The sequence below is a fragment of the Sphingobium sp. TomTYG75 genome (assembly GCF_054771635.1).
Genome location: NZ_BSRE01000001.1, coordinates 584,437 through 604,848 on the forward strand (window position 1 = coordinate 584,437; position 20,412 = coordinate 604,848).

21 protein-coding genes are annotated in these 20,412 nt (G+C 62.6%); 5 read left to right on the forward strand and 16 right to left on the reverse strand.

From position 1 onward, the window contains the following. Nucleotides 1–165 precede the first annotated feature (165 nt). The 9 genes from tilS to ACYU81_RS02865 all read right to left on the reverse strand — a co-directional run bounded on the left by tilS (nt 166) and on the right by ACYU81_RS02865 (nt 8,294). Nucleotides 166–1,116: a tRNA lysidine(34) synthetase TilS gene (tilS, locus tag ACYU81_RS02825; protein WP_460986251.1), complete on the reverse strand. Its 951-nt coding sequence runs from the start codon at nt 1,114–1,116 to the stop codon at nt 166–168. A 9-nt stretch (nt 1,117–1,125) separates the two neighbouring features. Continuing rightward, nucleotides 1,126–2,031 (reverse strand): hypothetical protein, encoded by a 906-nt coding sequence (locus ACYU81_RS02830; RefSeq protein WP_460986252.1) that lies wholly within the window; start codon nt 2,029–2,031, stop codon nt 1,126–1,128. Nucleotides 2,032–2,163: 132 nt separating this feature from the next. Then, nucleotides 2,164–3,093 carry a helix-turn-helix domain-containing protein gene (locus ACYU81_RS02835; protein WP_460986253.1) on the reverse strand — a complete coding sequence of 310 codons (930 nt, stop codon included), beginning with the start codon at nt 3,091–3,093 and terminating at the stop codon, nt 2,164–2,166. A gap of 90 nt (nt 3,094–3,183) precedes the next feature. Beyond that, nucleotides 3,184–5,460 carry a phosphoenolpyruvate--protein phosphotransferase gene (gene ptsP, locus ACYU81_RS02840; protein WP_460986254.1) on the reverse strand — a complete coding sequence of 759 codons (2,277 nt, stop codon included), beginning with the start codon at nt 5,458–5,460 and terminating at the stop codon, nt 3,184–3,186. A gap of 209 nt (nt 5,461–5,669) precedes the next feature. Next, nucleotides 5,670–6,137 (reverse strand): SRPBCC family protein, encoded by a 468-nt coding sequence (locus ACYU81_RS02845; RefSeq protein WP_460986255.1) that lies wholly within the window; start codon nt 6,135–6,137, stop codon nt 5,670–5,672. Next, complete coding sequence (locus tag ACYU81_RS02850) at nt 6,134–6,622, reverse strand: VOC family protein (RefSeq protein WP_460986256.1); 489 nt, start codon at nt 6,620–6,622, stop codon at nt 6,134–6,136. Before ACYU81_RS02850 ends, ACYU81_RS02845 begins: the two co-directional genes overlap by 4 nt. Before the next feature lie 11 nt (nt 6,623–6,633). Then, on the reverse strand, nt 6,634–7,437 hold the full coding sequence (locus ACYU81_RS02855) for a VOC family protein (protein ID WP_460986257.1): 804 nt from the start codon (nt 7,435–7,437) through the stop codon (nt 6,634–6,636). 25 nt (nt 7,438–7,462) lie between these two features. Further along, nucleotides 7,463–7,819 (reverse strand): DUF1428 domain-containing protein, encoded by a 357-nt coding sequence (locus ACYU81_RS02860; protein ID WP_449474659.1) that lies wholly within the window; start codon nt 7,817–7,819, stop codon nt 7,463–7,465. A 31-nt stretch (nt 7,820–7,850) separates the two neighbouring features. Next, on the reverse strand, nt 7,851–8,294 hold the full coding sequence (locus tag ACYU81_RS02865; RefSeq protein WP_460986258.1) for a VOC family protein: 444 nt from the start codon (nt 8,292–8,294) through the stop codon (nt 7,851–7,853). 123 nt (nt 8,295–8,417) lie between these two features. On the opposite strand from ACYU81_RS02865, the gene ACYU81_RS02870 reads away from it, so the two are divergent. Next, the gene (locus ACYU81_RS02870; protein ID WP_460986259.1) at nt 8,418–9,086 is read left to right on the forward strand and encodes a winged helix-turn-helix transcriptional regulator; all 669 of its coding nucleotides are present in this window, start codon (nt 8,418–8,420) and stop codon (nt 9,084–9,086) included. On the opposite strand, the gene ACYU81_RS02875 is transcribed toward ACYU81_RS02870, so the two are convergent. The 3 genes from ACYU81_RS02875 to ACYU81_RS02885 form a co-directional block, all read right to left on the reverse strand. Further along, entirely contained in the window at nt 9,083–9,865 is a 783-nt protein-coding gene (locus ACYU81_RS02875) for a hypothetical protein (RefSeq protein ID WP_460986260.1), read from the reverse strand. The two genes, ACYU81_RS02870 and ACYU81_RS02875, sit on opposite strands and share 4 nt — an antisense overlap. Before the next feature lie 189 nt (nt 9,866–10,054). Next, nucleotides 10,055–11,068: an NAD(P)H-dependent flavin oxidoreductase gene (locus ACYU81_RS02880; protein WP_460986262.1), complete on the reverse strand. Its 1,014-nt coding sequence runs from the start codon at nt 11,066–11,068 to the stop codon at nt 10,055–10,057. A gap of 129 nt (nt 11,069–11,197) precedes the next feature. Continuing rightward, nucleotides 11,198–12,463 (reverse strand): aspartate kinase, encoded by a 1,266-nt coding sequence (locus ACYU81_RS02885; protein ID WP_196224203.1) that lies wholly within the window; start codon nt 12,461–12,463, stop codon nt 11,198–11,200. A gap of 167 nt (nt 12,464–12,630) precedes the next feature. On the opposite strand from ACYU81_RS02885, the gene ACYU81_RS02890 reads away from it, so the two are divergent. Both ACYU81_RS02890 and ubiG read left to right on the forward strand, forming a co-directional pair. Beyond that, a complete protein-coding gene (locus ACYU81_RS02890; protein WP_460986263.1) occupies nt 12,631–12,837 on the forward strand; it encodes a hypothetical protein in 207 nt (68 codons plus the stop codon). Between the two features lie 42 nt (nt 12,838–12,879). Beyond that, nucleotides 12,880–13,617, forward strand: a complete 738-nt coding sequence (gene ubiG / locus ACYU81_RS02895; RefSeq protein ID WP_460986264.1) for a bifunctional 2-polyprenyl-6-hydroxyphenol methylase/3-demethylubiquinol 3-O-methyltransferase UbiG — start codon at nt 12,880–12,882, stop codon at nt 13,615–13,617. 253 nt (nt 13,618–13,870) lie between these two features. Here ubiG and ahpF read toward each other — a convergent pair whose 3' ends face one another. From ahpF to ACYU81_RS02915, 4 genes are all read right to left on the reverse strand, one after another. After that, the gene (gene ahpF / locus ACYU81_RS02900) at nt 13,871–15,451 is read right to left on the reverse strand and encodes an alkyl hydroperoxide reductase subunit F (protein WP_460986265.1); all 1,581 of its coding nucleotides are present in this window, start codon (nt 15,449–15,451) and stop codon (nt 13,871–13,873) included. A gap of 163 nt (nt 15,452–15,614) precedes the next feature. After that, nucleotides 15,615–16,178, reverse strand: a complete 564-nt coding sequence (gene ahpC, locus ACYU81_RS02905) for an alkyl hydroperoxide reductase subunit C (protein WP_460986266.1) — start codon at nt 16,176–16,178, stop codon at nt 15,615–15,617. A gap of 106 nt (nt 16,179–16,284) precedes the next feature. After that, nucleotides 16,285–16,956, reverse strand: a complete 672-nt coding sequence (gene betI / locus ACYU81_RS02910) for a transcriptional regulator BetI (RefSeq protein WP_460986267.1) — start codon at nt 16,954–16,956, stop codon at nt 16,285–16,287. 132 nt (nt 16,957–17,088) lie between these two features. Continuing rightward, nucleotides 17,089–17,433, reverse strand: a complete 345-nt coding sequence (locus tag ACYU81_RS02915; RefSeq protein WP_449473592.1) for an ArsR/SmtB family transcription factor — start codon at nt 17,431–17,433, stop codon at nt 17,089–17,091. Between the two features lie 287 nt (nt 17,434–17,720). Between ACYU81_RS02915 and ACYU81_RS02920 the strand changes: the two genes are divergently transcribed. Continuing rightward, a complete protein-coding gene (locus ACYU81_RS02920) occupies nt 17,721–18,860 on the forward strand; it encodes a DNA methyltransferase (protein WP_460986268.1) in 1,140 nt (379 codons plus the stop codon). 115 nt (nt 18,861–18,975) lie between these two features. Beyond that, the gene (gene folP / locus ACYU81_RS02925) at nt 18,976–20,100 is read left to right on the forward strand and encodes a dihydropteroate synthase (RefSeq protein ID WP_460988098.1); all 1,125 of its coding nucleotides are present in this window, start codon (nt 18,976–18,978) and stop codon (nt 20,098–20,100) included. Nucleotides 20,101–20,412: the final 312 nt, after the last annotated feature.

Genomic DNA, 20,412 nt, shown 5'->3' on the forward strand with positions numbered 1-20,412 from the left:
CTATTAAGGAAAGGTCATTGCGCTGCAACAATTCGACGGAGCGAGGCGTCGGCGCGTTGATCCGTGGAACCTTTCCGTAACGATCAATTCAATGCCCGAAGTCGTTTCGGACGAGACTCATCATCGCGGTATCGGCGGGCTTTCGCGTCCAAGATCGATTCTGACTCAACGTCGGGGCGGCGCCACGCTGACTCTCCAGGCGGCGCCCCCTTTCAGCAGTAATCCGCCAAGGCTCGTCTTCCCGCCCCGCATTGCCACCGTAATCGCTCGGTCGAGCGTGTCGCCTCGCCGTTCCGCGCCGGGCTCCGCCTCCGTAATGATGCGCAGCAACAAGCGCCGAAGCAGTTCACGGGGCAAATCCGTGCGGGTCAGCAGCCACGCCTCCCCTTCCCTGCGAACATGCGCCGCCGCGATATTATTTACCATCCAGTCCAACGCTTCCTCGCACTCCGCCAGCGCCGCCGCACTGCGGACGGCACTTTGCGGGTCGAGCCATTCGGCTTCCTTCAGATGCCGTCGAATCACCGCCCGATCAAATCGCGGATCGACGTTGGAAGGATCGTTGACAAAGGGAAGCGCGCGCTCACCCGCATAGTCCAACAGTTGCGCGCGTCGCACGCCAAGCACGGGCCGCAATACCCGCCCTTGCCGCGCGCGGATTCCGGCCAGACCATTGACCCCGGCACCCCGGTTAAGCCGCATCAGCACGGTTTCCAGCTGATCATCGGCATGGTGCGCGGTGAAGATCCAATCGATCCCGCGATCGGTCCTCCATTGTTCCAGCGCCGCATAGCGTTGGGTCCTCGCCCATTGCTGGACATTGCCCGTAAGAGGCTGGGGCGGATGCAGAACGGCATGCGTGACGCCGCTGCCATGGCACCAATGCCCCACCATTGCGGCCTCTTCCGCAGACTCTGGCCTCAATCCATGGTCAACGGTGGCCGCTTCCACCCTGCCCGCGAAGGCATGCGCAGCCATGGCGAGCAAGGCCATGCTGTCGGGACCGCCCGACACCGCCACGCCAAAACGCAGTGAGGCATCATCGCCCACCAGCGCACCAACCGACCGCGTCAGCAACGCTTCCAGGTCAGGCTGAGCCGAATGCGGCGCGGCCATGCGGGTGCCTTAGCTGCACTTCGCCTTGGCGCGGCCCTTGTCCATCATGCCGCGCTGGCTGGCCGACATGGTGGCGCCATAGACCTGTTCCAGCTCCGCATAGACCTTGCACGCGTCGGCAGGCTTCTTGAGCTGGATCAGCGCCTCACCCAGATAGGCAAGGCTGTCGGCGGCGCGATCCCCCTTGGGGCGCTTCTGATAATTGTCGTAAAAAGCGACGGAGGCCAACGCGGGCTTGCCATCGTCCAGATAGGCACGACCCAGCAGGTTGGAAGCGCGGCTCGCGACCGGCGCAGTACCATATTTATCCACCGTCGCCTTCAGTTGCGCCTGCGCCTCGGGATAGAATTTGGCGTCCCACAGACGATAGCCATAGCTATAGGCGTCAGCCGCTGCGTCGCCGGTCGATGGCCGTTCGATCGCTGCCACGGCCGCCTTGCGCGCCTCGGTCGCGCCACCATTGGTGCCCGGCTTTGGCGTGGCCGGGGCTGCATTATCTGCGGGAACCACGGGGCGCAGGGGCGGCGGAGCAACGACTTCCGCGCGGCTCTGCGCCTCAGCCTTATATTTGTTGAACGCCTCTTCCAGCTGACGGATCTTGAAGCTGTTTTCCTCAACCTGTCCGGTCATCGAAGCAAGCTGCGATTCCAGCGCACCCACGCGCGCCGTCAGATCGGCGACGGGCGATGATGACGGCGTGCCGGGCGGGACGGTGGGCGTCGCCGGGCGATTGATTTCCGCCTCCAGAGGAGCGCCTGCGGGAAAGACCTTGCGCTGGACCGCGCGCATTTCCTTTTCCAGCCGGTCAACGCGCACATCCAGCGCCACATTCTGGGCGGCCGCTGCGGGCGCGAGCGCAACCATAGCGGGTGCCCCCAGCAGCAGGGCGGTTGTCGCAAACAAGGCGTAACGCATGATGATCCCCGACTAAAACTTAAACTCACCGACGATACGGCCCACAAAGGCCGCGCTCCCCGCTCTTAACCATAAGGCCATATTCGCCGCGGTAAAGCGGGACGTGTGGCGCAAACAGGGATTGGAGACGCGTTAATCCGCCGTGGACGGGGCTGCTGGTGCGGGCTCCACAGGGATCGCAGGCGCCACGTTCCCGGTCACGGGCCTCGCGGCAGGCGTTTGCGCCGCCGAGGGGGCAGCCGCAGGGGCAGGCGAAGCGGCCGGAGCGACCGGCGCCGGAGCAGCCCGAGCCAGCAACGCAGCCGCCGAAACGGGCACATCGGAAATCGTGCGATCGGGCGCGCCAAGCGGTGCAATAGGCTTGCCACCGACAGTAACCGTCAACGCTTGCGGACGGCCGGTCAGGATCATGGGGTTGCGAGCAGTGGCAGGCAGGGTGAAGCTCTCACCCTTCTTCATGAGTCCATCCTTCAGCCGGTCGCCAGCCTCGTCATAAATGCGCAGCCACACATCGTCATTGGCGGTGAAGACCACCGTCTGCGCCACCGGCGCGGCGGGACGCGCGCCCGGCGCCGGTTTCGCGGCAACGGCGGGCTTGGCCTGTTCGGCGGCGATCTCCTGCCCTGTCGGCGGAGTCAGCATCTGCGTACGCCAGATGGTGAAGCCAGCCACCAGCACAATCACGATCGCCGCGGCCGTCCAGGCAAGCAGGCGCGACGGCACACGGGCCGGATCGGCCGGTTCGAACGCCTCGTAGCGATTGGCGCCTAGGTCGGAATTATGGACGGCATGGCGCACATCGGCGGCAATGGCCACCTCGTCCAGATCGACCGCGCGGGCATAGGCGCGGGCAAAGCCGACCGCATAGGGAATTCCCGGAAGCGCAGAATAGTCGTCCCGCTCTATCGCTTCCAACTGACGTTGCGCGATGCGCGTGCGCGTCGCCACGTCCTGGATCGACAGGCCATGCGCCTCACGCGCCGCGCGCAGCTTTGCGCCCGGAGTGCCCAATTGCACGTCCGGCGCCGTCGCGCCGCTTTCCACTTCGGGTTGTTCTGCCATGCTGCTCCGCGATCTTATAAGCCGGTCTTGTCTCATTCCGGCACAGGGATTGTCAACGCCGCCGGGGTCGTGCCTGACCCATTTTCCGGTTCAATTCAGTTCGATGCCCCGCTCATCCGCCCATTGCGTCAGCGCGCCACGAATATCCACGATCCCGTCGTCCAGCAGCTTGCGCATCAACGCCTGCAATTCGGCGGCATCGATAGCCCGGATCATGGCCTTGACCGGACCAACCGACGCAGGCGTAATCGACAGGCGCCGAACGCCCAGGCCAACCAGCGCCATCGCTTCCAGCGTCCGCCCGCCCATTTCCCCACAGACGCCAACCGGCACCTGATATTCCTCGCAAGTCCGCACCACCCGGCTGAGGAAGCGCAAGATGGCGATACTCAGCCAATCATAGCGCTCCGCCAACTTCGGATGCGCCCGGTCGGCTGCAAAGAGAAATTGCGTCAAATCATTGGTGCCGATCGACAGGAAGTCGAGCTTCGGCAGCAGCAGGTCCAGCACCTCCGCCAGCGCAGGCACCTCCAGCATCGCGCCATAGCGTACCGCCGTCGGCACCTTCTTGCGCTGGGCCACCAACCATTCGCGCTGATGCTCCACCAGAGCGCGCGCCTTCTCATATTCCCACGGCTCCGACACCATCGGGAACATGATGTTGAGCACCTTCCCCGCCGACGCTTCCAGCAAGGCCCGCGCCTGCGCCTTCATCAGCCCATCGCGGTCCAGCGCCAGCCGAAGCGCGCGCCAGCCCATCGCCGGATTGTCCTCCAGCTCCTCATCCTCATCGCGCTGCATATAGGGCAGCGCCTTGTCACCCCCGATATCGACGGTGCGGAAGATGACCGGCCGGTCGCCCGCCGCGTCCAGCACATCCTTGTAGAGGCGCTGCTGCTTTTCCCGCTGCGGCAAAGTCGCGGACACGAGGAACTGGAACTCCGTCCGAAACAGCCCAATGCCGTCAGCGCCGACCAGGTCCAGCGCCTGCGCATCCTCACGCAGGCCCGCATTCACCATCAACTCGATACGCTGCCCGTCCGCCGTCACCGACGGCAGGTCACGCATCGCGGCAAATTCGGCCCGGCGCTTCTGCGTGACATGCAGCTTGTTCTCGAACGCCTCGTCCATGTCCGCCGTCGGGCGGATCAACAGGTTGTTCGACACGACGTCCATCAGGATGAGGTCGCCCTCATTCACCTTGTGCCGGATTTCGCGGACGCGCCCCAACACCGGCACGCCCATGGCGCGCGCAACGATGGTGACATGCGCGGTCAGAGACCCTTCCTCCAGGATCACGCCTTTCAACCGCCGCCGGTCATATTCCAGCAGTTCCGCCGGACCCAGATTGCGCGCGATCAGGATGGCGTCCTGCCGCAGGCCCATGGTCGCGGCCGTCCCCAGCTGCCCCGACACGATCCGCAACAGGCGATTGGCCATGTCCTCCAGATCATGCATGCGATCCTGCAACAGAGCGTCATCGATCTGCCGCATGCGCATGCGGGTGCGCTGCTGCACGCGCTCGATCGCCGCCTCGGCGGTCAATCCGCTGTCGATCGCCTCATTGATGCGCCGTATCCAGCCTTCATCATAGGCGAACATCTTGTAGGTCTCGAGCACCTCCTGATGCTCGCCCTCCATCCCGAACTCGACAGCGCCCGTCATGCGGTCGATCTGTTCGCGCATTTTGGTGAAGGCCGAAATGACGCGCTGCCGCTCGGCCTCGGTATCCTCCGCGACCGTATGTTCGACATGAACACGCGGCTGGTGGAACACCGCGTGGCCCCGCGCCATCCCCATGACTAGCTGCAAACCCTGCAACATGATCGTGCCCGTATCCTGCACGCGCGAATCCGCCGGGCCGTCGTCGGCCAGTTCGGCATTGGCGATCAATTCCGACAGCACCATGGCCACGGTCTGTAACGCCTCGATCTCGACCTCTTCATAACGGCGCGGTTCCACATGCTGCACGCACAAGACGCCAATCGCGCGCTCGCGCCGCACAATCGGCACGCCGGCAAAGCTATGGAACAGCTCTTCGCCCGTTTCCGGCCGATAGCTATAGTCCGGATGCGCCGCGGCTTCGTCCAGGTTCAGCGTTTCCACATTGGTGGCGATCAGACCGACCAGACCCTCGCCCATCGCCATGCGGGTGACGTGGACGGCCTCCTGCTTCAAACCGCGCGTCGCGAACAGTTCCAGCAGCCCCTCGCGCACCAGATAGATGGAGCAAACCTCGCTCGACAGCGCCTGGCCGATAATGTCCACGACCTTGTTCAGCTTGGCCTGCGCGCTCGTTCGCGCAGCCATCACCTCCTGCAAACTGGTGAGGATGTGGCGGGCGGCTGCGGCGGGCGTCGTGGGCATGATCAAGCGCTAACAGATCGCAGCCCCCCTTTCCAAGAGGAAGTCAGGGTTAATCTGGAGAGAACCCCATCAAATCGTCAAAAGACGAGCGCCTTCCCCCCCAAATCCTCCCCATCGCCAGATGGGGAGGGGGACCGCCAAAGGCGGTGGAGGGGAAAATGCGCAACGTCAGCCCACCTCCCCATCTCCCGATAGGCAGGAGTACCCCATCAAGCCGTCGCCGCCGAAGTCTCACACAATTCCTTGAACTGCTGCGCCATCTGATCCCATCCCGGATGAAACCCCATTTCCTCATGTCGCTTCAGCGCTTCCTCGCTCCAATGCCGCGCCGTCGCGGTAAAGCGCGTGCCCTCACCCTCTTGCGCAAAGCTCCAGATCGACGTCAGGAACGGCTCCTGCGGTATCCAGCCGGACGCATAAGCATCGGTCGACACAACCCGCTCTCCCGGAACGACCTCAAGGAAAATGCCCTCCATCGGCCCGGTATCCTCGCCATCGGGGCCGAACATGCGCACGGCACTGCGGCCACCGGGGCGCAAATCTTCCTCAATCACCTCGGCCCGCCACGGCTTGGGGCAAAACCATTGGTCCTTCAGGTCCGTCCACACCTTCCACACAATCTCGCGCGGGGCGGCGATGTGACAGCTGACCGACAGCTCATGTTGCGCGCTGCTCATGCCATCGCTCCCTCATAAGCCGCCTTCATCCGGGCAAGGTCCAGCTTTTGCATGGTCATCATCACCGCCATCATCGGCTGAATGCCGGGACCGCCCTTTCGATGCATCTCCATCACCTCTTCGGGCACCAACTGCCAGGACAGGCCATATTTGTCCTTCACCCAACCACAGGGACCGGGCGAGCCGCCATCGGCCGTCAGCACATCGAAATAGCGGTCCAGTTCCGCCTGATCCTCGCAGGACACCGACAAGGACACCGCTTCGGTAAACGGAAATTTCGGCCCACCGTTCAGGCCCTGATAACTTTGCCCGAACAGGCTAAATTCCACCATCAGCACATCCCCTCCCTTGAAAGGCGCAGGACTGGGGACATCATCCGGATAGCGGCTGATCGAATCCACCGATCCGCCAAAGACCGAGACATAGAAGCGCGCAGCTTCCTCGGCCTGTCCGTCGAACCACAGACAGGGTGAAATCTTGGACATCGTTCCTCTCCTTACGCTGCGGTCGAGCGCATGCCGACCAGCGCGAACATCGCGCCTTGCGGGTCGGTAGCCTGGATGATCCAGGCGCCGCCCGGCACTTCGGCAGGGCCATTAAGCACCGTGCCGCCGCCTGCCCTCACCTTCTCAACGCCCACATCAATGTCGGGCACGACGAAGTAGAAAAGCCATTGCGGCACCGGCATTTGCTCGGGCTTGCGCATCATGCCGCCCTCCATCGCGTTGAATTCGGTGGCGCCGGACATGGAGAAAAGCTGATAGCTTCCCATCGGCCCCATATCCATCGCCTCACCCTTCCCCCAGCCGAACTGCGACGTGTAAAAAGCCAGGTCCGCATCGAAATTGCCGCTGTAAAGCTCGTGCCAGCCGACATGGCCGTTCGCCATCGGCGGCGCAGCGTCCATGCCATCGGGGCTTGACCCCTTGAGCAGCATGAAGATCGCCCCGCCCGGATCGCTCATCACGGCAAAGCGGCCAACCCCCGGAATATCTTCCGGCGGCCGCTTCACGCTTGCTCCTGAGCCGCTCAACCGCCCGGCATCCGCATCGACATCGGCCGATCCGACATAGCCGCCCCACCAGGGCGACATGCCGCATTCCTTCGCTTCGGCCGGAATCCGCATGATGCCACCCACCGGACCCGCGCTGCCGGACACGACATTATAGGGATCGTCCGTCCGCTCGCCACCAAAGGGCTGCGCCGTCCAGCCTACCACGTCGCCGTAGAAGGCGATCGCTGCGTCAGGGTCGCTGGTCATCAGTTCGTACCAGAAGAATTTGCCGGTGAGATCGGTCATCATCCGTCTCCTCTAAAAGGAAGTTTCAGGCCTTTTGGTCGAGCATCACGTCGAACCCGCCATAGATCATCCGCTTGCCGGAAAAGGGTATCTCCCCATCTTCCTGCATGCGGGGGTCCTTCATCGCTTTTTCCTGCCCCGCATCACGGGTCGCCTTGTCGGGCCATTCGATCCAGGAAAAGACGACATCCTCGTCCTCTTCGGCGATCACGGATGTCCGGAAGTCATTGACCTTCCCCACCGGGACATCATTGCCCCAGCATTCAACCATACGCAGCGCGCCATGTTCCAGAAAAACGGGCGCGGAACGGGCGGCAAACTGCTGATACCGCTCCTTCTGCCCCTTGGGCACGGGAACCACGAAGCCATCGATATAGCTCATCATCTCTCTCCTTATATCTGTCAGGACGAAGTCAGGCCGTCGTTTCCGGCTGATTCACAGCCAGGGCCGCCTCCATATCCATCCACGCGAGTTCCCAGATATGGCCGTCCAGATCGGCGAAATCGCGGCCGTACATGAAGCCATGATCCTGCAACGGATTGGGTTCCGTCCCTCCCGCCGCCAGCGCCTTGGCCATCGTCGCATCGACCGCAGCCCGGCTTTCCTCGCTGAGCGCAAGCAGCACCTGCGCCGTTTCATGCGCATTGGGAATGCGCCGCGCCGTGAAGCTGGAAAAACGTTCATGCGTCAGCAGCATGACGTGGATTGTGTCGGAAAAGCTGACCATCTGCGCGCTGTCATCGGCAAAGTCATTGTTCCGCACGGCACCGACCGCTTCGTAAAAGGCGATGGAAGCGGATAAGTCCTTCACCGGCAGGTTAACGAAAATCATCTTGGGCGCGGGGGCATTGGGCATCACGCATCTCCTTGAGCTTCGCGGCAGGGAACTGTCGCTGTCGACTCACCGCCTTGAACTTTGTGGACCCATAGATTATCTTCTGCAACATATAAGTTATAAAAAATAACTAAGGACTCGCAATTGAAAAAGCGCGCCTATCAGGATGGCTGTGCAGTCGCCCATGCGCTGGACCTTATCGGGGACCGCTGGGCCATGCCCATCATGCGGGAATTGATGCTGGGGCCAAAGCGCTTCACCGATCTGCGCGCCAGCCTGCCCGGAATCAGCGCCAACGTGCTGACGCAGCGACTGGAAGAGCTTGAGGCGGCCAGCGTCCTCATCCGCCGCCGCCTGCCCCCACCCGCCGCCAGCCAGATTTACGAACTGACGCAATGGGGCCGCGAGTCGGAAATCCTTTTCCAGGTCCTCGGCCGCTGGGCCTGCCGCTCACCTACGATGCAACCCGGCCAGCCAATGAGCAACGTGTCGGTGGTCCTCTCCATGCGCACCATGATCGACCGCAGCCGCATTGGCGATCTCAACGCAACGATCGGCTTCCGCTTCGGCGAGGAAGAATTTCGCGCGCTATTGAAGGATGGCGACTTCACCATCGATCGCGGCTCAGCCCATGACGCAGACGTGCTGTTCAGCGGCGATCAAAACGCCTTGGCCGCCGTCGTCTATGGCGGAGCCAGCTTCAAGGATGTCGCCGACGCGCTGCAAGTCGAGGGCGACCACGCATTGGCGGAACGCTTCGTGCGCCTGTTCCCCCTGCCCGCCAAGGCCCCCGCGACCTACCCCTCCGCTTAGCGCGTAATCGGGAAAGTCGGCACAACCACACGCGGCGCAGACGTCGCGCCCGGCACCAGAGCCTGCCCGCTTTCCTCACGCAATCGTGGGAGCGCGGGCGGCGGGACGAACCCCGCCCCAATCTCCGCTGGCGGCTTGGGCGGCGGCGGCAGAGGTGTGGGCGACACGATCACCGTCACCGTCCCGCCAAAGCGCGACTGCCACTCCGCCAACCGCCGCAGATAGTCGGCATAAGCCTCGTAAAATTCCTGGAACGGCTGTTCGAGCGCGGTCAACGCCTCCGGAGCATAGCCCAGCAGCTGGCTCGACGGCAGCGCAAGCACCTTCGCCCCGACCTCGATCGCGGCTTTGCAGAAGGTCGGCTGAACCGGCGGGAGCGAGAAGAAATTATAGACGACCGTATTCAGCAGTTCGCGCGACTGAAGACCCCCGCTCCCATAAGCGGCGGTGTAGTTGCGATCGACTGCGGCATTGGCCTCCCGCAGCACGTCCTTATGAACCCGCAATATCTGATTATATTGCACCCGCGCCGGTTCGTTCACGCCATGGCAGGACAGCGCCGCCACATTCAACGCCATCCGGACATGCCAAAGCGCCGTATTGGCCGTCACCCCGCGATTGGGCGTCAGATATTTTCCCTCCGGATCAACCTCGGGAATGCTCATATCGTCCACCGCGCCCATAGGCGGTAATGGCTTGATCGTCCGAACGACCGGCGGCGGAGGCGTGGGCGGTGCCTTGGGCGTGGAGCAGCCTGCAACCAGCGCCAAGGCGGCCACCGAAGCGATTGTCCAGACGCGACATGAAACGGCACGCAGCGGCAACCCGATATCCCCTATGAATAATTCTCTGCGCAAAAACTCATGGCCCAAACTCATGCCAAAGCCGCGCGTTCCTGGCGATGACCGCCCGGATCACTTCATCCCTCAGGAGATTCGGCTCGTCCCGATATCGGGATCGGGCACGCTTCAGGCGCTACGCCGCTCCAGCGCAACCGCCGCCTCGGCCATCAATTGCGCGATGATCTCCGCGACCGGCTCTTCCTTGGTGACCATGCCGACCGACTGACCCGCCATCAGCGACCCGCCTTCGACATCACCGTCAATCACAGCGCGACGCAGGGCACCTGCCCAATAATGTTCGATCTGCAACTGCGCCTCGCCCATGTCGACCGATCCGCTGTCGAGCAGGTTGGCGACTTCACGCTGCTTGGCGGTGAATGCCTCCGTGCCGTTATTCTTGAGCGCGCGCACGGGGATGACCGGCAGGCGCGGGTCGATCTGCACACTCGCGATCGCGTCGCGAGCGGATGCGCGGAAGAAGGATTTCTTGAAATTCGGATGCGCGATGCTCTCGCTGGCGCAGGCAAAGCGGGTGCCCAGCTGCACGCCCGCCGCACCCATTTCCAGATAGGCGGCGATCAACTCACCCCGGCCGATCCCGCCAGCGACAAACACCGGAAGCTGCGCCGCCATTTCCGGCAAAATCTCCTGCGCCAGCACGCTGGTCGATACCGGGCCGATATGACCGCCCGCTTCCATCCCCTCGATCACCAGCGCATCCACGCCCGACCGAACCAGCTTCTTCGCCAGGCTCAGCGCCGGGGCAAAGCAGATGAGCTTCGCACCCTTCGCCTTGATCGCCTCGATGCTGCCCTTGGGCGGCAAGCCGCCAGCCAGCACGACATGGCCAACTTCATGGCGCGCGCACACTTCGATCAGGTCGAACAGTTGCGGGTGCATGGTGATAAGGTTCACGCCAAAAGGCTTGCTCGTCAGCGCCTTCGTCGCCGCGATTTCCTTGTCCAGCAATTCAGGCGTCATCGCCCCACAGGCGATCACGCCGAACCCGCCAGCGTTGGAAATGGCCGCAACCAAATTCCGCTCCGACACCCAACTCATCGCCCCACACATGATCGCGACCTCGCACCCGAGAAATTCGGTGCCGCGAGCCATCAGGGAAGTGAGTTTGGCGTTGGTCATTGCATATTCCTAGAATCACAAAGCCCCTCCCCTTCAGGGGAGGGGTTGGGGTGGGGGGGCTTCCCCACGCATTGTTCTATGGGGCGGCCCCACCCCCGACCCCTCCCCTGAAGGGGAGGGGAGAAAAGGTCAAGCGACCGGCGCGTCGAGCCCATAAGCCGTGTGCAACACACGCACCGCCAGCTCCGTCTCATCCTCGTCGATCAGCACCGAAACCTTGATCTCGCTGGTCGAGATGGCGAGGATATTGATCCCACGCTCGGCCAGCGACTTGAACATCGTCGACGCGACACCCGCATGGCTCTTCATGCCGACGCCCACGACGCTAATCTTCGCGACCTTCGTATCGGGGATCACGCGATTGAAGCCGATCTCTTCCTTCTGGCTTTCCAGCACGTCGAGCGCGCGGGCCAGATCAGCGCCCGGCACGGTGAAGGTAACGTCCGTCTCGCCCTTGTCGCGGCCGACATTCTGGATAATCATATCGACGTTGATCGCCGCATCGGCCAGCGGGCCAAAGATGTGCGCCACCGCGCCCGGACGATCCGGCACGCGGGTCAGGGTGATCTTCGCCTCATTCTTGTCATGGGCGATGCCGGTGATGAGCTGACGTTCCATCTTGTCTTCCTTGAGCTTGGCTTCCAGTTCCTCTTCGCTGACGATCAGCGTACCGGGGAGGTCGGTCTGGGTGGGATCATCGAAGGAGGAAAGCACCTGCACGACCACGCCTTCCTTCATGGCGAGGCCGACCGAGCGGGTCTGGAGCACCTTGGCCCCGACCGATGCCAGTTCCAGCATTTCCTCATAGGTAACGAGGTCGAGCTTGCGCGCCCTCGCCACAATGCGCGGGTCGGTGGTGTAGACGCCATCGACGTCGGTATAAATGTCGCAGCGATCAGCCTTCAGGGCCGCCGCAACCGCGACCGCCGAAGTGTCCGAACCACCACGACCCAGGGTCGAGATGCGGCCATCCTCCATCATGCCCTGAAAACCGGGGATAACCGCCACGGTGCCGCCGCGCATGGACGAAAGCAGATCGATCGTGTCGATCTCACCAATGCGTGCCTTGGCATGGGCTTCATTGGTACGGATCGGCAGCTGCCAACCGAGCCAGCTGCGCGCGTCCACACCCATGGCCTTCAACGTCATGGCCAGCAGACCGCTAGTCACCTGCTCGCCGCTTGCAACCACGACGTCATATTCCGCCGGATCGTAAAGCGCGGAAGCTTCCTTGCAGAACCCCACCAGACGGTCGGTCTCGCCCGCCATCGCGGATACGACAACAGCGACTTCATGCCCCTGTTCGACAACATGTTTCACGCGCGCGGCCACGTTGCGAATTCGCTCCATCCCCGCCATGGAGGTGCCGCCGAATTTCATCACGATGCGCGCCATTTGCCTGTCAAACCTGTCTGCTGATCTGGAAAGCGTCCGTCCCCCTCCGGGGAAAAACGGCGCCGCTATAGCAGCAGCGGCGGATATGGCAAGCAAGCCATCGGCCGGGGCGGAACACCACGGCTCACCCCTCATTCCTTTCACTCGAAGAATGGAAGGAAGAAGCCATGGACGGAATCTTGTACGGGCTCATCACGATCGGAGGCCCGATCCTGCTGGCGGCGGTGCTGATCTACGTGATGATGAGCAACCGTCGGCATAGAAGCCCCGAAGAATTGGCGAGGACGGAAGCGGCTACGCGCGAGCTGCGCCGCCAGCTGGACGCCGAGGATAAATATCTTGACGGCGAAGGCCCGCCACCGCGCAAGACATAAATGCCCGTGGCGCGCAGTCGCGCAGCTTGATAGTCAGGGCGCATGGCCAATTCAGCGACAAGCACGATCGATCCCCGCGAAGCCGCGCACTTCGGCGCAATGGCGGCCGACTGGTGGGACCCCAAGGGCAGCAGCGCCATGCTGCACAAACTCAATCCGGTAAGGCTGCGCTATATTCGTAGCGCCATCGACAGACACTGGCTTGGCGAGGAAAGCAGCTTCCACCCGCTTGAAGGCAAATCTGCGCTGGATGTGGGGTGCGGCGCGGGCCTGTTGTCCGAACCTCTGGCGCGGTTGGGCGCTGCGGTCACCGCGCTCGACGCGGCGGAAGAAAATATCGCCATCGCCCGCGCCCATGCGGACCGTCAGGGCCTCCTGATCGACTATCGCGCGACGCCGGTCGAACAGCTCAACGCCGGAAGCTTCGATCTCGTCACCTCCATGGAAGTCGTGGAGCATGTCACCGACCCCGCCGCCTTCGTCCGTGCGCTGGCGGACAAGCTCAATCCCAACGGCCTGCTCATCATGTCCACGCCAAATCGCACACCACTCTCACGCCTCGCCATGATCCGCATCGGCGAAGGTATCGGCGGGATCCCAAAAGGAACGCACGACTGGGACAAGTTCCTCACACCCGATGAACTGACCGAGATGCTCGTCAAGGCCGGGCTGGAGGTGACGGATGTCACCGGCCTCTCCTTCGACCCGCGCAAGGGCTTCACGCTCTCATCGAACAAGGCGATCAACTATCTGCTGACTGCCCGTCATCCCGCAGGTTGAAACCGCCGGGATTGCCGAGGGGGGAAGTTAGAGCTTCGTGCTTTAGGGTGTGTGGGGATTCAGTTCAGGGCGAGGCGAAAATGGTGAATTTCGAGAACCGGCGCGCAGCGTACTTCAGTACGTGAGCACCGGAAGCGCAGAAAGTCGCCATTTGCAGCCCGTCATGGGCTGAACCCCCACACACCTTAAGAAGCGGCCGCCACCGGGCCTGGGGGCGACCGCTTCCCAATCCCCCGCTCGGAGGGTTGTCTCGTCAGGCTGCTTGCGCTGCCTCTTCCGAAGCGGGCAGGCGGATAAGATAATCGAAGGCGGAAAGCGCCGCTGTCGATCCTGCTCCCATGGCGATCACGATCTGCTTGTAGGGCACGGTCGTGCAGTCGCCCGCAGCGAATATCCCTGGCTGACTCGTTTCGCCCCTGGCGTCAATCTCGATCTCTCCGCGTGGCGACAGCGCGATCGCGTCCTTCAGCCATTCCGTGTTCGGGACCAGCCCGATCTGCACGAAAATGCCCTCCAGCTCGACATCATGCTCGGTGCCATTGTTGCGGTCCTTGTAGGACAGGCCCGTAACCTTGGCTCCATCGCCGTCCACCTTGGTGGTGAGCGCCGAAGTGATGATCCGCACATTGGGCAGGCTGGCGAGCTTGCGCTGCAACACCGCGTCGGCGCGCAACTGGCTATCGAACTCGATCAGCGTCACATGGGCGACAATGCCCGCAAGATCGATCGCCGCTTCGACACCACTATTGCCGCCGCCGATCACTGCCACACGTTTGCCCTTGAACAAGGGGCCATCGCAGTGCGGGCAATAGGCCACGCCCTTGTTGCGATATTCATCCTCGCCCGGCACGCCCATCTGCCGCCAGCGCGCGCCGGTGGACAGGATCAGGGTGCGTCCTTTGAGCGACGCGCCATTTTCCAGCACGACCTCATGATAGCCGCCTTCAGTCTTTGCCGGGATCAGCTTGGCCGCCTTTTGCAGGTTCATGATCTCGACATCATAATCCTTCACATGCGCTTCCAGCTGCGCGGCCAGCTTCGGTCCCTCGGTGTGGCTCACCGAAATGAAATTCTCGATCGCCATCGTGTCGAGCACCTGCCCACCGAATCGTTCCGCCGCAACACCGGTACGGATGCCCTTGCGCGCCGCATAGATCGCCGCCGCCGCACCAGCGGGGCCACCGCCGACCACCAGCACCTCGAAAGGTTCCTGGGCCTTGATCTTCTCCGCCGCGCGTTCCGCCGCGCCGCTGTCGATCTTCGCGACGATCTGCTCCAGCTCCATGCGACCCGAAGCGAAGGGCTCGCCATTCAGGAATACGGTCGGCACCGCCATCACCTGACGCGCATCAACCTCTTCCTTGAACAGCGCGCCGTCGATGGCGACATGCTTGATCCGGGGATTGAGCACGCTCATCAGGTTCAGCGCCTGCACCACGTCGGGGCAGTTCTGGCATGACAGCGAGAAATAGGTTTCGAAGCTGAAGTCGCCGTCCAGATCCTTGATCTGCTCGATCAGCTCCTGCGCCGCCTTGGACGGATGGCCGCCCACCTGCAGCAGCGCCAGCACCAGCGACGTGAACTCATGTCCCATCGGAATGCCCGCGAAGGTCACGCCGATATCGGTCCCCGCCCGCCGGATCATGAAGCTGGGCTTGCGCCTGTCATTACCGGAGGTCACCGTCACCTTGTCCGACAGCTCGGCAATCTCGTTCAGCAAGCCTTCCAGCTCGCGCGACTTCGCGCCTTCGCCCAGCGACGCCACCAGCTCGATCGGCTGCGTGATGTTCGCCATGTAGGTCTTCAGCTGACCCTTCAGATTTGCGTCCAACATCTATCGTAGCTCCATTGAATTGGCGCGCTGCCTGGGGCGCGCAGCTTTCCCTTCGCCGGCACGGCCCAAAGGCCCGGCATGAGATTAGCAGTCAAATTGTCAGGTAAAACCCCCGCCGGGCCGGGGAGTTGCTCAACCCGGCCCGGCGAAAGGTCAGGTTTGCTTAGATCTTGCCGACGAGGTCGAGCGAGGGAGCGAGCGTTTCTTCACCCTCTTCCCACTTGGCCGGGCACACTTCGCCGGGGTGAGCGGCGACATATTGCGCAGCCTTGACCTTGCGGAGCAGCTCGGTCGCGTTGCGGCCGACGCCTTCCGACGTGATTTCCATGAACTGGATCACGCCTTCGGGATCGACCAGGAACGTCGCGCGATCAGCCAGGCCGACGCCCGGACGCATCACGTCGAAATTATTGGTGATCTGGCCCGACTGGTCGCCCAGCATATAATAGTTGATCTTGCTGATCGCGGGCGAAGTGTCGTGCCATGCCTTGTGGCTGAAATGCGTGTCGGTCGAAACCGAATAGACTTCCACGTTCAGCGACTGCAGCGTCGGGTAGATGCCGGCCAGGTCTTCCAGCTCCGTCGGACACACGAAGGTGAAGTCGGCGGGGTAGAAGAAGAAGATCGCCCACTTGCCCTTCACGTCCTCGTCGGTGACGTCGACGAACTTGCCTTCCTTGAACGCGGTGGCTTTGAACGGCTTGATGCTGGTGTTGATGAGAGCCATGGGCTTTCCAGTTCCTTCTGAGGGGTTGCTGTTGCCCGGCCTATGTAGGGAGGTAGCAGGGTAAGGGGAAATTGCTTTTCTTCACACCACTGATTGAGAAAAGCGATCAACCCACCCCTCGTTGATCGACCGGCTCATCCCTTGGCTTCTGAAGGACATAGGTCATAGCCTCCTTGGCCATCTCCAGCGCCTCATCGATCGTGAAAGTCGAGGAATCCAGACAAAGCTCCAGCCACAACCCATCCAGCATGGCCGTCAAACCAATCGCCGCGATCCGCGCAGCCGGACGCGGAATCTGCGGCGCCGCCTCGCGCAGCAACACCTCCAATCGCTCGCGCGATCCGCCATAGGTTTCCGCATGCGTCGCAGCGATCTCGGGACTGGTCTTCACCAGACTCCAGAAGGAAATCCAGGTCGCCAGCAAATTGGGGTCCAGCACCGGCGGCTGCAAATTCGCCCTTATATAAGCCCACAGCCGGTTAAGCGGATCAGGCCCCGCCTCCGCCACGGCCTGCTCCAGCGCCGCCGCCACCTTATTTCCAACCTCGCGATAGGTGGCGAGGATCAGGGCATCGACACCATCGAAATAATGCGTCAGCAACCCCGCCGACACGCCCGCCCGCGCGCAGATCGCCCGGACGGAAGTCGCGGCCACGCCCTTCTCCGCAAGGCACTGCGCCGTCGCTTCGATCAGCGCCTGACGCCTGACATCGGGTGTTTCCCTGACAAAGCGCGCGCGCCCCTCTATCCTACCAAGGCGGCCTGCAATCTTATCCACGTCTCGTTTCCCGTCACCATGCCGCATGCCCTTAGGGCGGCACATCCCGCCCCCTTCCCGCAACATGGATCACCGCGCCTTCGATCACCATTTAGGCCAGCAATGCAAGGGGAATTATGGCGCGCAGCCCCGTCAGGCAGGCTCGCTCAACTCTTCCAAAGCGGTAAAGCGTTGCGACCACAGCGCCCCGTAAATCGCCATCCATTGCACGACCGGAGCCAAGCCCTTCACCCGCGCCGCATAATAGGTCTCCCGCCCCGCCCGGCGAGCCGTCACCAAACGCGCGCGCTTCAGCTTCCCCAAATGCCGCGACACCATCGGTTGCGATACATCGGAGACGGCCGTTAGGGCATGCACGCTCTGCTCGCCCTCCTTCACCAGATATTCCAGCAAGGCCCGCCGCGTCCCATCGGAAAGCGCCTTGAAAAGTTCGTCACATGCCGCCGAGCGGTCGCCACTTGAAACAGGATCATTCATTGCGAACTCATAACCAAATGATTATGAGAAGATCAAGCGAAGACCGTTTTTGACGGGTCGAAGCGACGTTAACCAAAAAAAGTTGGCGGGGTCCAGCAGCTGAGTCTTTTGAGTCACACCACCTGATATTGAGTCCCTTGGCTAAATCCGGACTCAACATGTCGTGTCTACCTCTTTCGTTCTCACGCTGTTAACTTTTGTCTGAGGCTCAATCGCTAAGCCGTTGATCTTGACGCCGGACTCTCGACGACTCAACGCTGGTCCTCGAAACACATGGGGGTCACATAATGGGTGTCATGGAACGCGTCGCACCGCGGCGTAAAAGAGCGGTTGCGCCGATCGAAAAAGAGGCGGTCAACGTCCCGGCAAACTGCCTGCTGCGCGGCGACTGCATCGCCGAAATGGCAAAGCTGCCCGACGCCTGCATCGACATGATCTTCGCCGATCCGCCCTATAATCTTCAGCTGGGCGGCGACCTGTTCCGCCCCGAAGGCGGCCGGGTGGATGCCGTCGACAATGACTGGGACAAATTCGATACGCTCAGCAGCTATGACCGCTTTACCAAGGCATGGCTGGCGCAGGCCCGCCGTATCCTGAAACCCAATGGCAGCATCTGGGTCATCGGCAGCTATCACAACATCTTCCGCGTCGGCACCGCCCTTCAGGACGAAGGCTTCTGGATCCTCAACGACATCATCTGGCGCAAGTCGAACCCCATGCCCAATTTCAAGGGCACGCGCTTCACCAACGCGCATGAAACGCTGATCTGGGCCAGCCAGGGCGAGGACGCCAAATATACGTTTAACTATAAGGCAATGAAGACGCTCAATGACGAGTTGCAAATGCGCTCCGACTGGGTGTTGCCGATCTGCGGCGGCCAAGAACGGCTGAAGCGTAACGGGACAAAGGCGCACCCGACGCAAAAGCCCGAAGCCTTGCTCTATCGCGTGCTTCTGGCCTGCACAAAGCCGGGCGACGTCGTGCTCGATCCCTTCTTCGGCACCGGCACTACCGGCGCGGTCGCCAAGCGCCTCGGCCGCAAATGGATCGGCATCGAACGCGAAGACAGCTATATCGAAGTCGCCATGGAGCGGATCGAAGCCGCCCTGCCGCTGGACGAATCCGCCCTCACCATCATGCAAAGCGCCAAGAGCCAGCCCAAGGTTGCCTTCGGCACGCTTGTCGAAACCGGCTATCTCCAGCCCGGCGCGATCCTGACCGACGCCAAGCGCCGCTGGCAGGCCACCGTGCGCGCGGACGGCTCGCTCAGCGTCGGCACCGACACGGGTTCGATCCACAAGATCGGCGCAACCCTGCAAAATGCCCCCAGCTGCAATGGCTGGACGTTCTGGCATCATGAGGTTGAAGGCACACTCAAACCCATCGACACGCTGCGCCAGACTTACCTGCTGGCAAACGAACCCTGATAGCGCCCATACCAAAACTCCAAACCAACCTCCGTTCGGGCTGAGCCTGTCGAAGCCCCTTCCTTTCCTTTAACAAGGAAAAGCCCTCGACAGGCGCAGCGTGAACGAGACCAGCATGACCCTCTCCACTCTCCCCCAGGGCGCCCGGCTCTACCTGAAGCCCACATGGTTCGTCCCCTCCCCCATCGGCCTGCCCGATGGGTCAGCGGCACGCATGGCCAACGGCCTCATCTGGTTCCAGGCCTATGAGCTAACCGCACTTCAAGGCTCCCAACGCCTCGCCCGAACCACAATCCCGGTCGCCCAGTTCGCCCAAACCATCGCCACCCTCCCCGACGCGCTCGCCGAACGAGCGCAACGTCTCGCAACAAACATCTCCGCCCAACGCCAGCCGCTCGCACTAGGCGATCGCACCATCCGCTTCGACGCGCCGCAAGTCATGGCGATCCTCAACGTCACGCCCGACAGCTTCTCCGATGGCGGAAAGCATATGGACGACCCGCAAGCCGCAGCGGACGCAGGCTTCGCCATGGCGGCCGCAGGCGCAGCGCTCATTGACATAGGCGGAGAATCCACCCGCCCCAAAGCGCCAAAGGTCTGGGAGGGCGACGAAATCGCCCGCGTCGTCCCCGTCATCGAAAAGCTGGCCACCGCAGGGGTCCCGGTCTCCATCGACACCCGCAAGGCATCCGTCATGGAAGCGGCGCTCGCAGCGGGCGCAAAGGTCATCAACGATGTCAGCGCCCTCGCCCACGACCCCCGCGCGATGGAAGTCGCCGCGCGGTCAACCTGCCCCGTCATCCTGATGCATGCGCCCTCCTCCGGAGATGATCCGCACGACAATCCCGGCGGCTATGGCGATGTCGTCGCCGACGTGTTCGACATGCTCGAAAGCCGCATCGAAGCCTGCGTCGCCGCAGGTATCACGCGTGACCGAATCATGGTCGATCCGGGCCTGGGCTTCGGCAAATCGCTCGCCGACAATCTCGCGCTGGTCAACGGCCTGTCGGTGTTTCAGGGCCTCGGCGTGCCCCTGCTCTTCGCCGGAAGCCGCAAGCGTCTGATCGGCGCACTCTCCAACGAAGCCCCCGCCCCCGACCGCCTCGGCGGCTCCATCGCCCTCGCCTTCCGCGCCGCGCAATCCGGCGCGCAGATGGTGCGCGTCCATGACGTAAAGGAAAGCGTGCAGGCCCTGCACCTATGGCGCGGCCTCGCCGACGCAGGGCTGAGCGCGGTCTGAAGCATGATCATGCTTGAGTGATCGTCACCCCGGACTTGATCCGGGGTCCCGCTTCTTTTCTGACGCTGCCGATGCAGCGGGACCCCGGGTGGAACCCGGGGTGACGGAAAATCAGCCTTAATGCGATGCTTCCGTGTAAAACGATCAGCCTCTAAGGATCGCAAACACTCTTAACCCGGCCGCCCTGAGCCTCAGGCCAACAACCCAAGCCCGTTCGGGCTGAGCTTGTCGAAGCCCCTTCCTTCTCTTCAGCAATCAACCCGGAAAGCTGCAATGACCCGCTATCAGCGCTAAGCCGCCCGCCTCCGTCCC

Coding starts and splice junctions, on each gene's coding strand:
- tilS (WP_460986251.1), bottom strand. CDS start 1,116: ATGGCCGCGCCGCATTCGGCTCAGCCTGACCTGGAAGCGTTGCTGACG.
- ACYU81_RS02830 (WP_460986252.1), bottom strand. CDS start 2,031: ATGCGTTACGCCTTGTTTGCGACAACCGCCCTGCTGCTGGGGGCACCC.
- ACYU81_RS02835 (WP_460986253.1), bottom strand. CDS start 3,093: ATGGCAGAACAACCCGAAGTGGAAAGCGGCGCGACGGCGCCGGACGTG.
- ptsP (WP_460986254.1), bottom strand. CDS start 5,460: ATGCCCACGACGCCCGCCGCAGCCGCCCGCCACATCCTCACCAGTTTG.
- ACYU81_RS02845 (WP_460986255.1), bottom strand. CDS start 6,137: ATGAGCAGCGCGCAACATGAGCTGTCGGTCAGCTGTCACATCGCCGCC.
- ACYU81_RS02850 (WP_460986256.1), bottom strand. CDS start 6,622: ATGTCCAAGATTTCACCCTGTCTGTGGTTCGACGGACAGGCCGAGGAA.
- ACYU81_RS02855 (WP_460986257.1), bottom strand. CDS start 7,437: ATGACCGATCTCACCGGCAAATTCTTCTGGTACGAACTGATGACCAGC.
- ACYU81_RS02860 (WP_449474659.1), bottom strand. CDS start 7,819: ATGAGCTATATCGATGGCTTCGTGGTTCCCGTGCCCAAGGGGCAGAAG.
- ACYU81_RS02865 (WP_460986258.1), bottom strand. CDS start 8,294: ATGCCCAATGCCCCCGCGCCCAAGATGATTTTCGTTAACCTGCCGGTG.
- ACYU81_RS02880 (WP_460986262.1), bottom strand. CDS start 11,068: ATGACCAACGCCAAACTCACTTCCCTGATGGCTCGCGGCACCGAATTT.
- ACYU81_RS02885 (WP_196224203.1), bottom strand. CDS start 12,463: ATGGCGCGCATCGTGATGAAATTCGGCGGCACCTCCATGGCGGGGATG.
- ACYU81_RS02890 (WP_460986263.1), top strand. CDS start 12,631: ATGGACGGAATCTTGTACGGGCTCATCACGATCGGAGGCCCGATCCTG.
- ubiG (WP_460986264.1), top strand. CDS start 12,880: ATGGCCAATTCAGCGACAAGCACGATCGATCCCCGCGAAGCCGCGCAC.
- ahpF (WP_460986265.1), bottom strand. CDS start 15,451: ATGTTGGACGCAAATCTGAAGGGTCAGCTGAAGACCTACATGGCGAAC.
- ahpC (WP_460986266.1), bottom strand. CDS start 16,178: ATGGCTCTCATCAACACCAGCATCAAGCCGTTCAAAGCCACCGCGTTC.
- ACYU81_RS02915 (WP_449473592.1), bottom strand. CDS start 17,433: ATGAATGATCCTGTTTCAAGTGGCGACCGCTCGGCGGCATGTGACGAA.
- ACYU81_RS02920 (WP_460986268.1), top strand. CDS start 17,721: ATGGGTGTCATGGAACGCGTCGCACCGCGGCGTAAAAGAGCGGTTGCG.
- folP (WP_460988098.1), top strand. CDS start 18,976: ATGACCCTCTCCACTCTCCCCCAGGGCGCCCGGCTCTACCTGAAGCCC.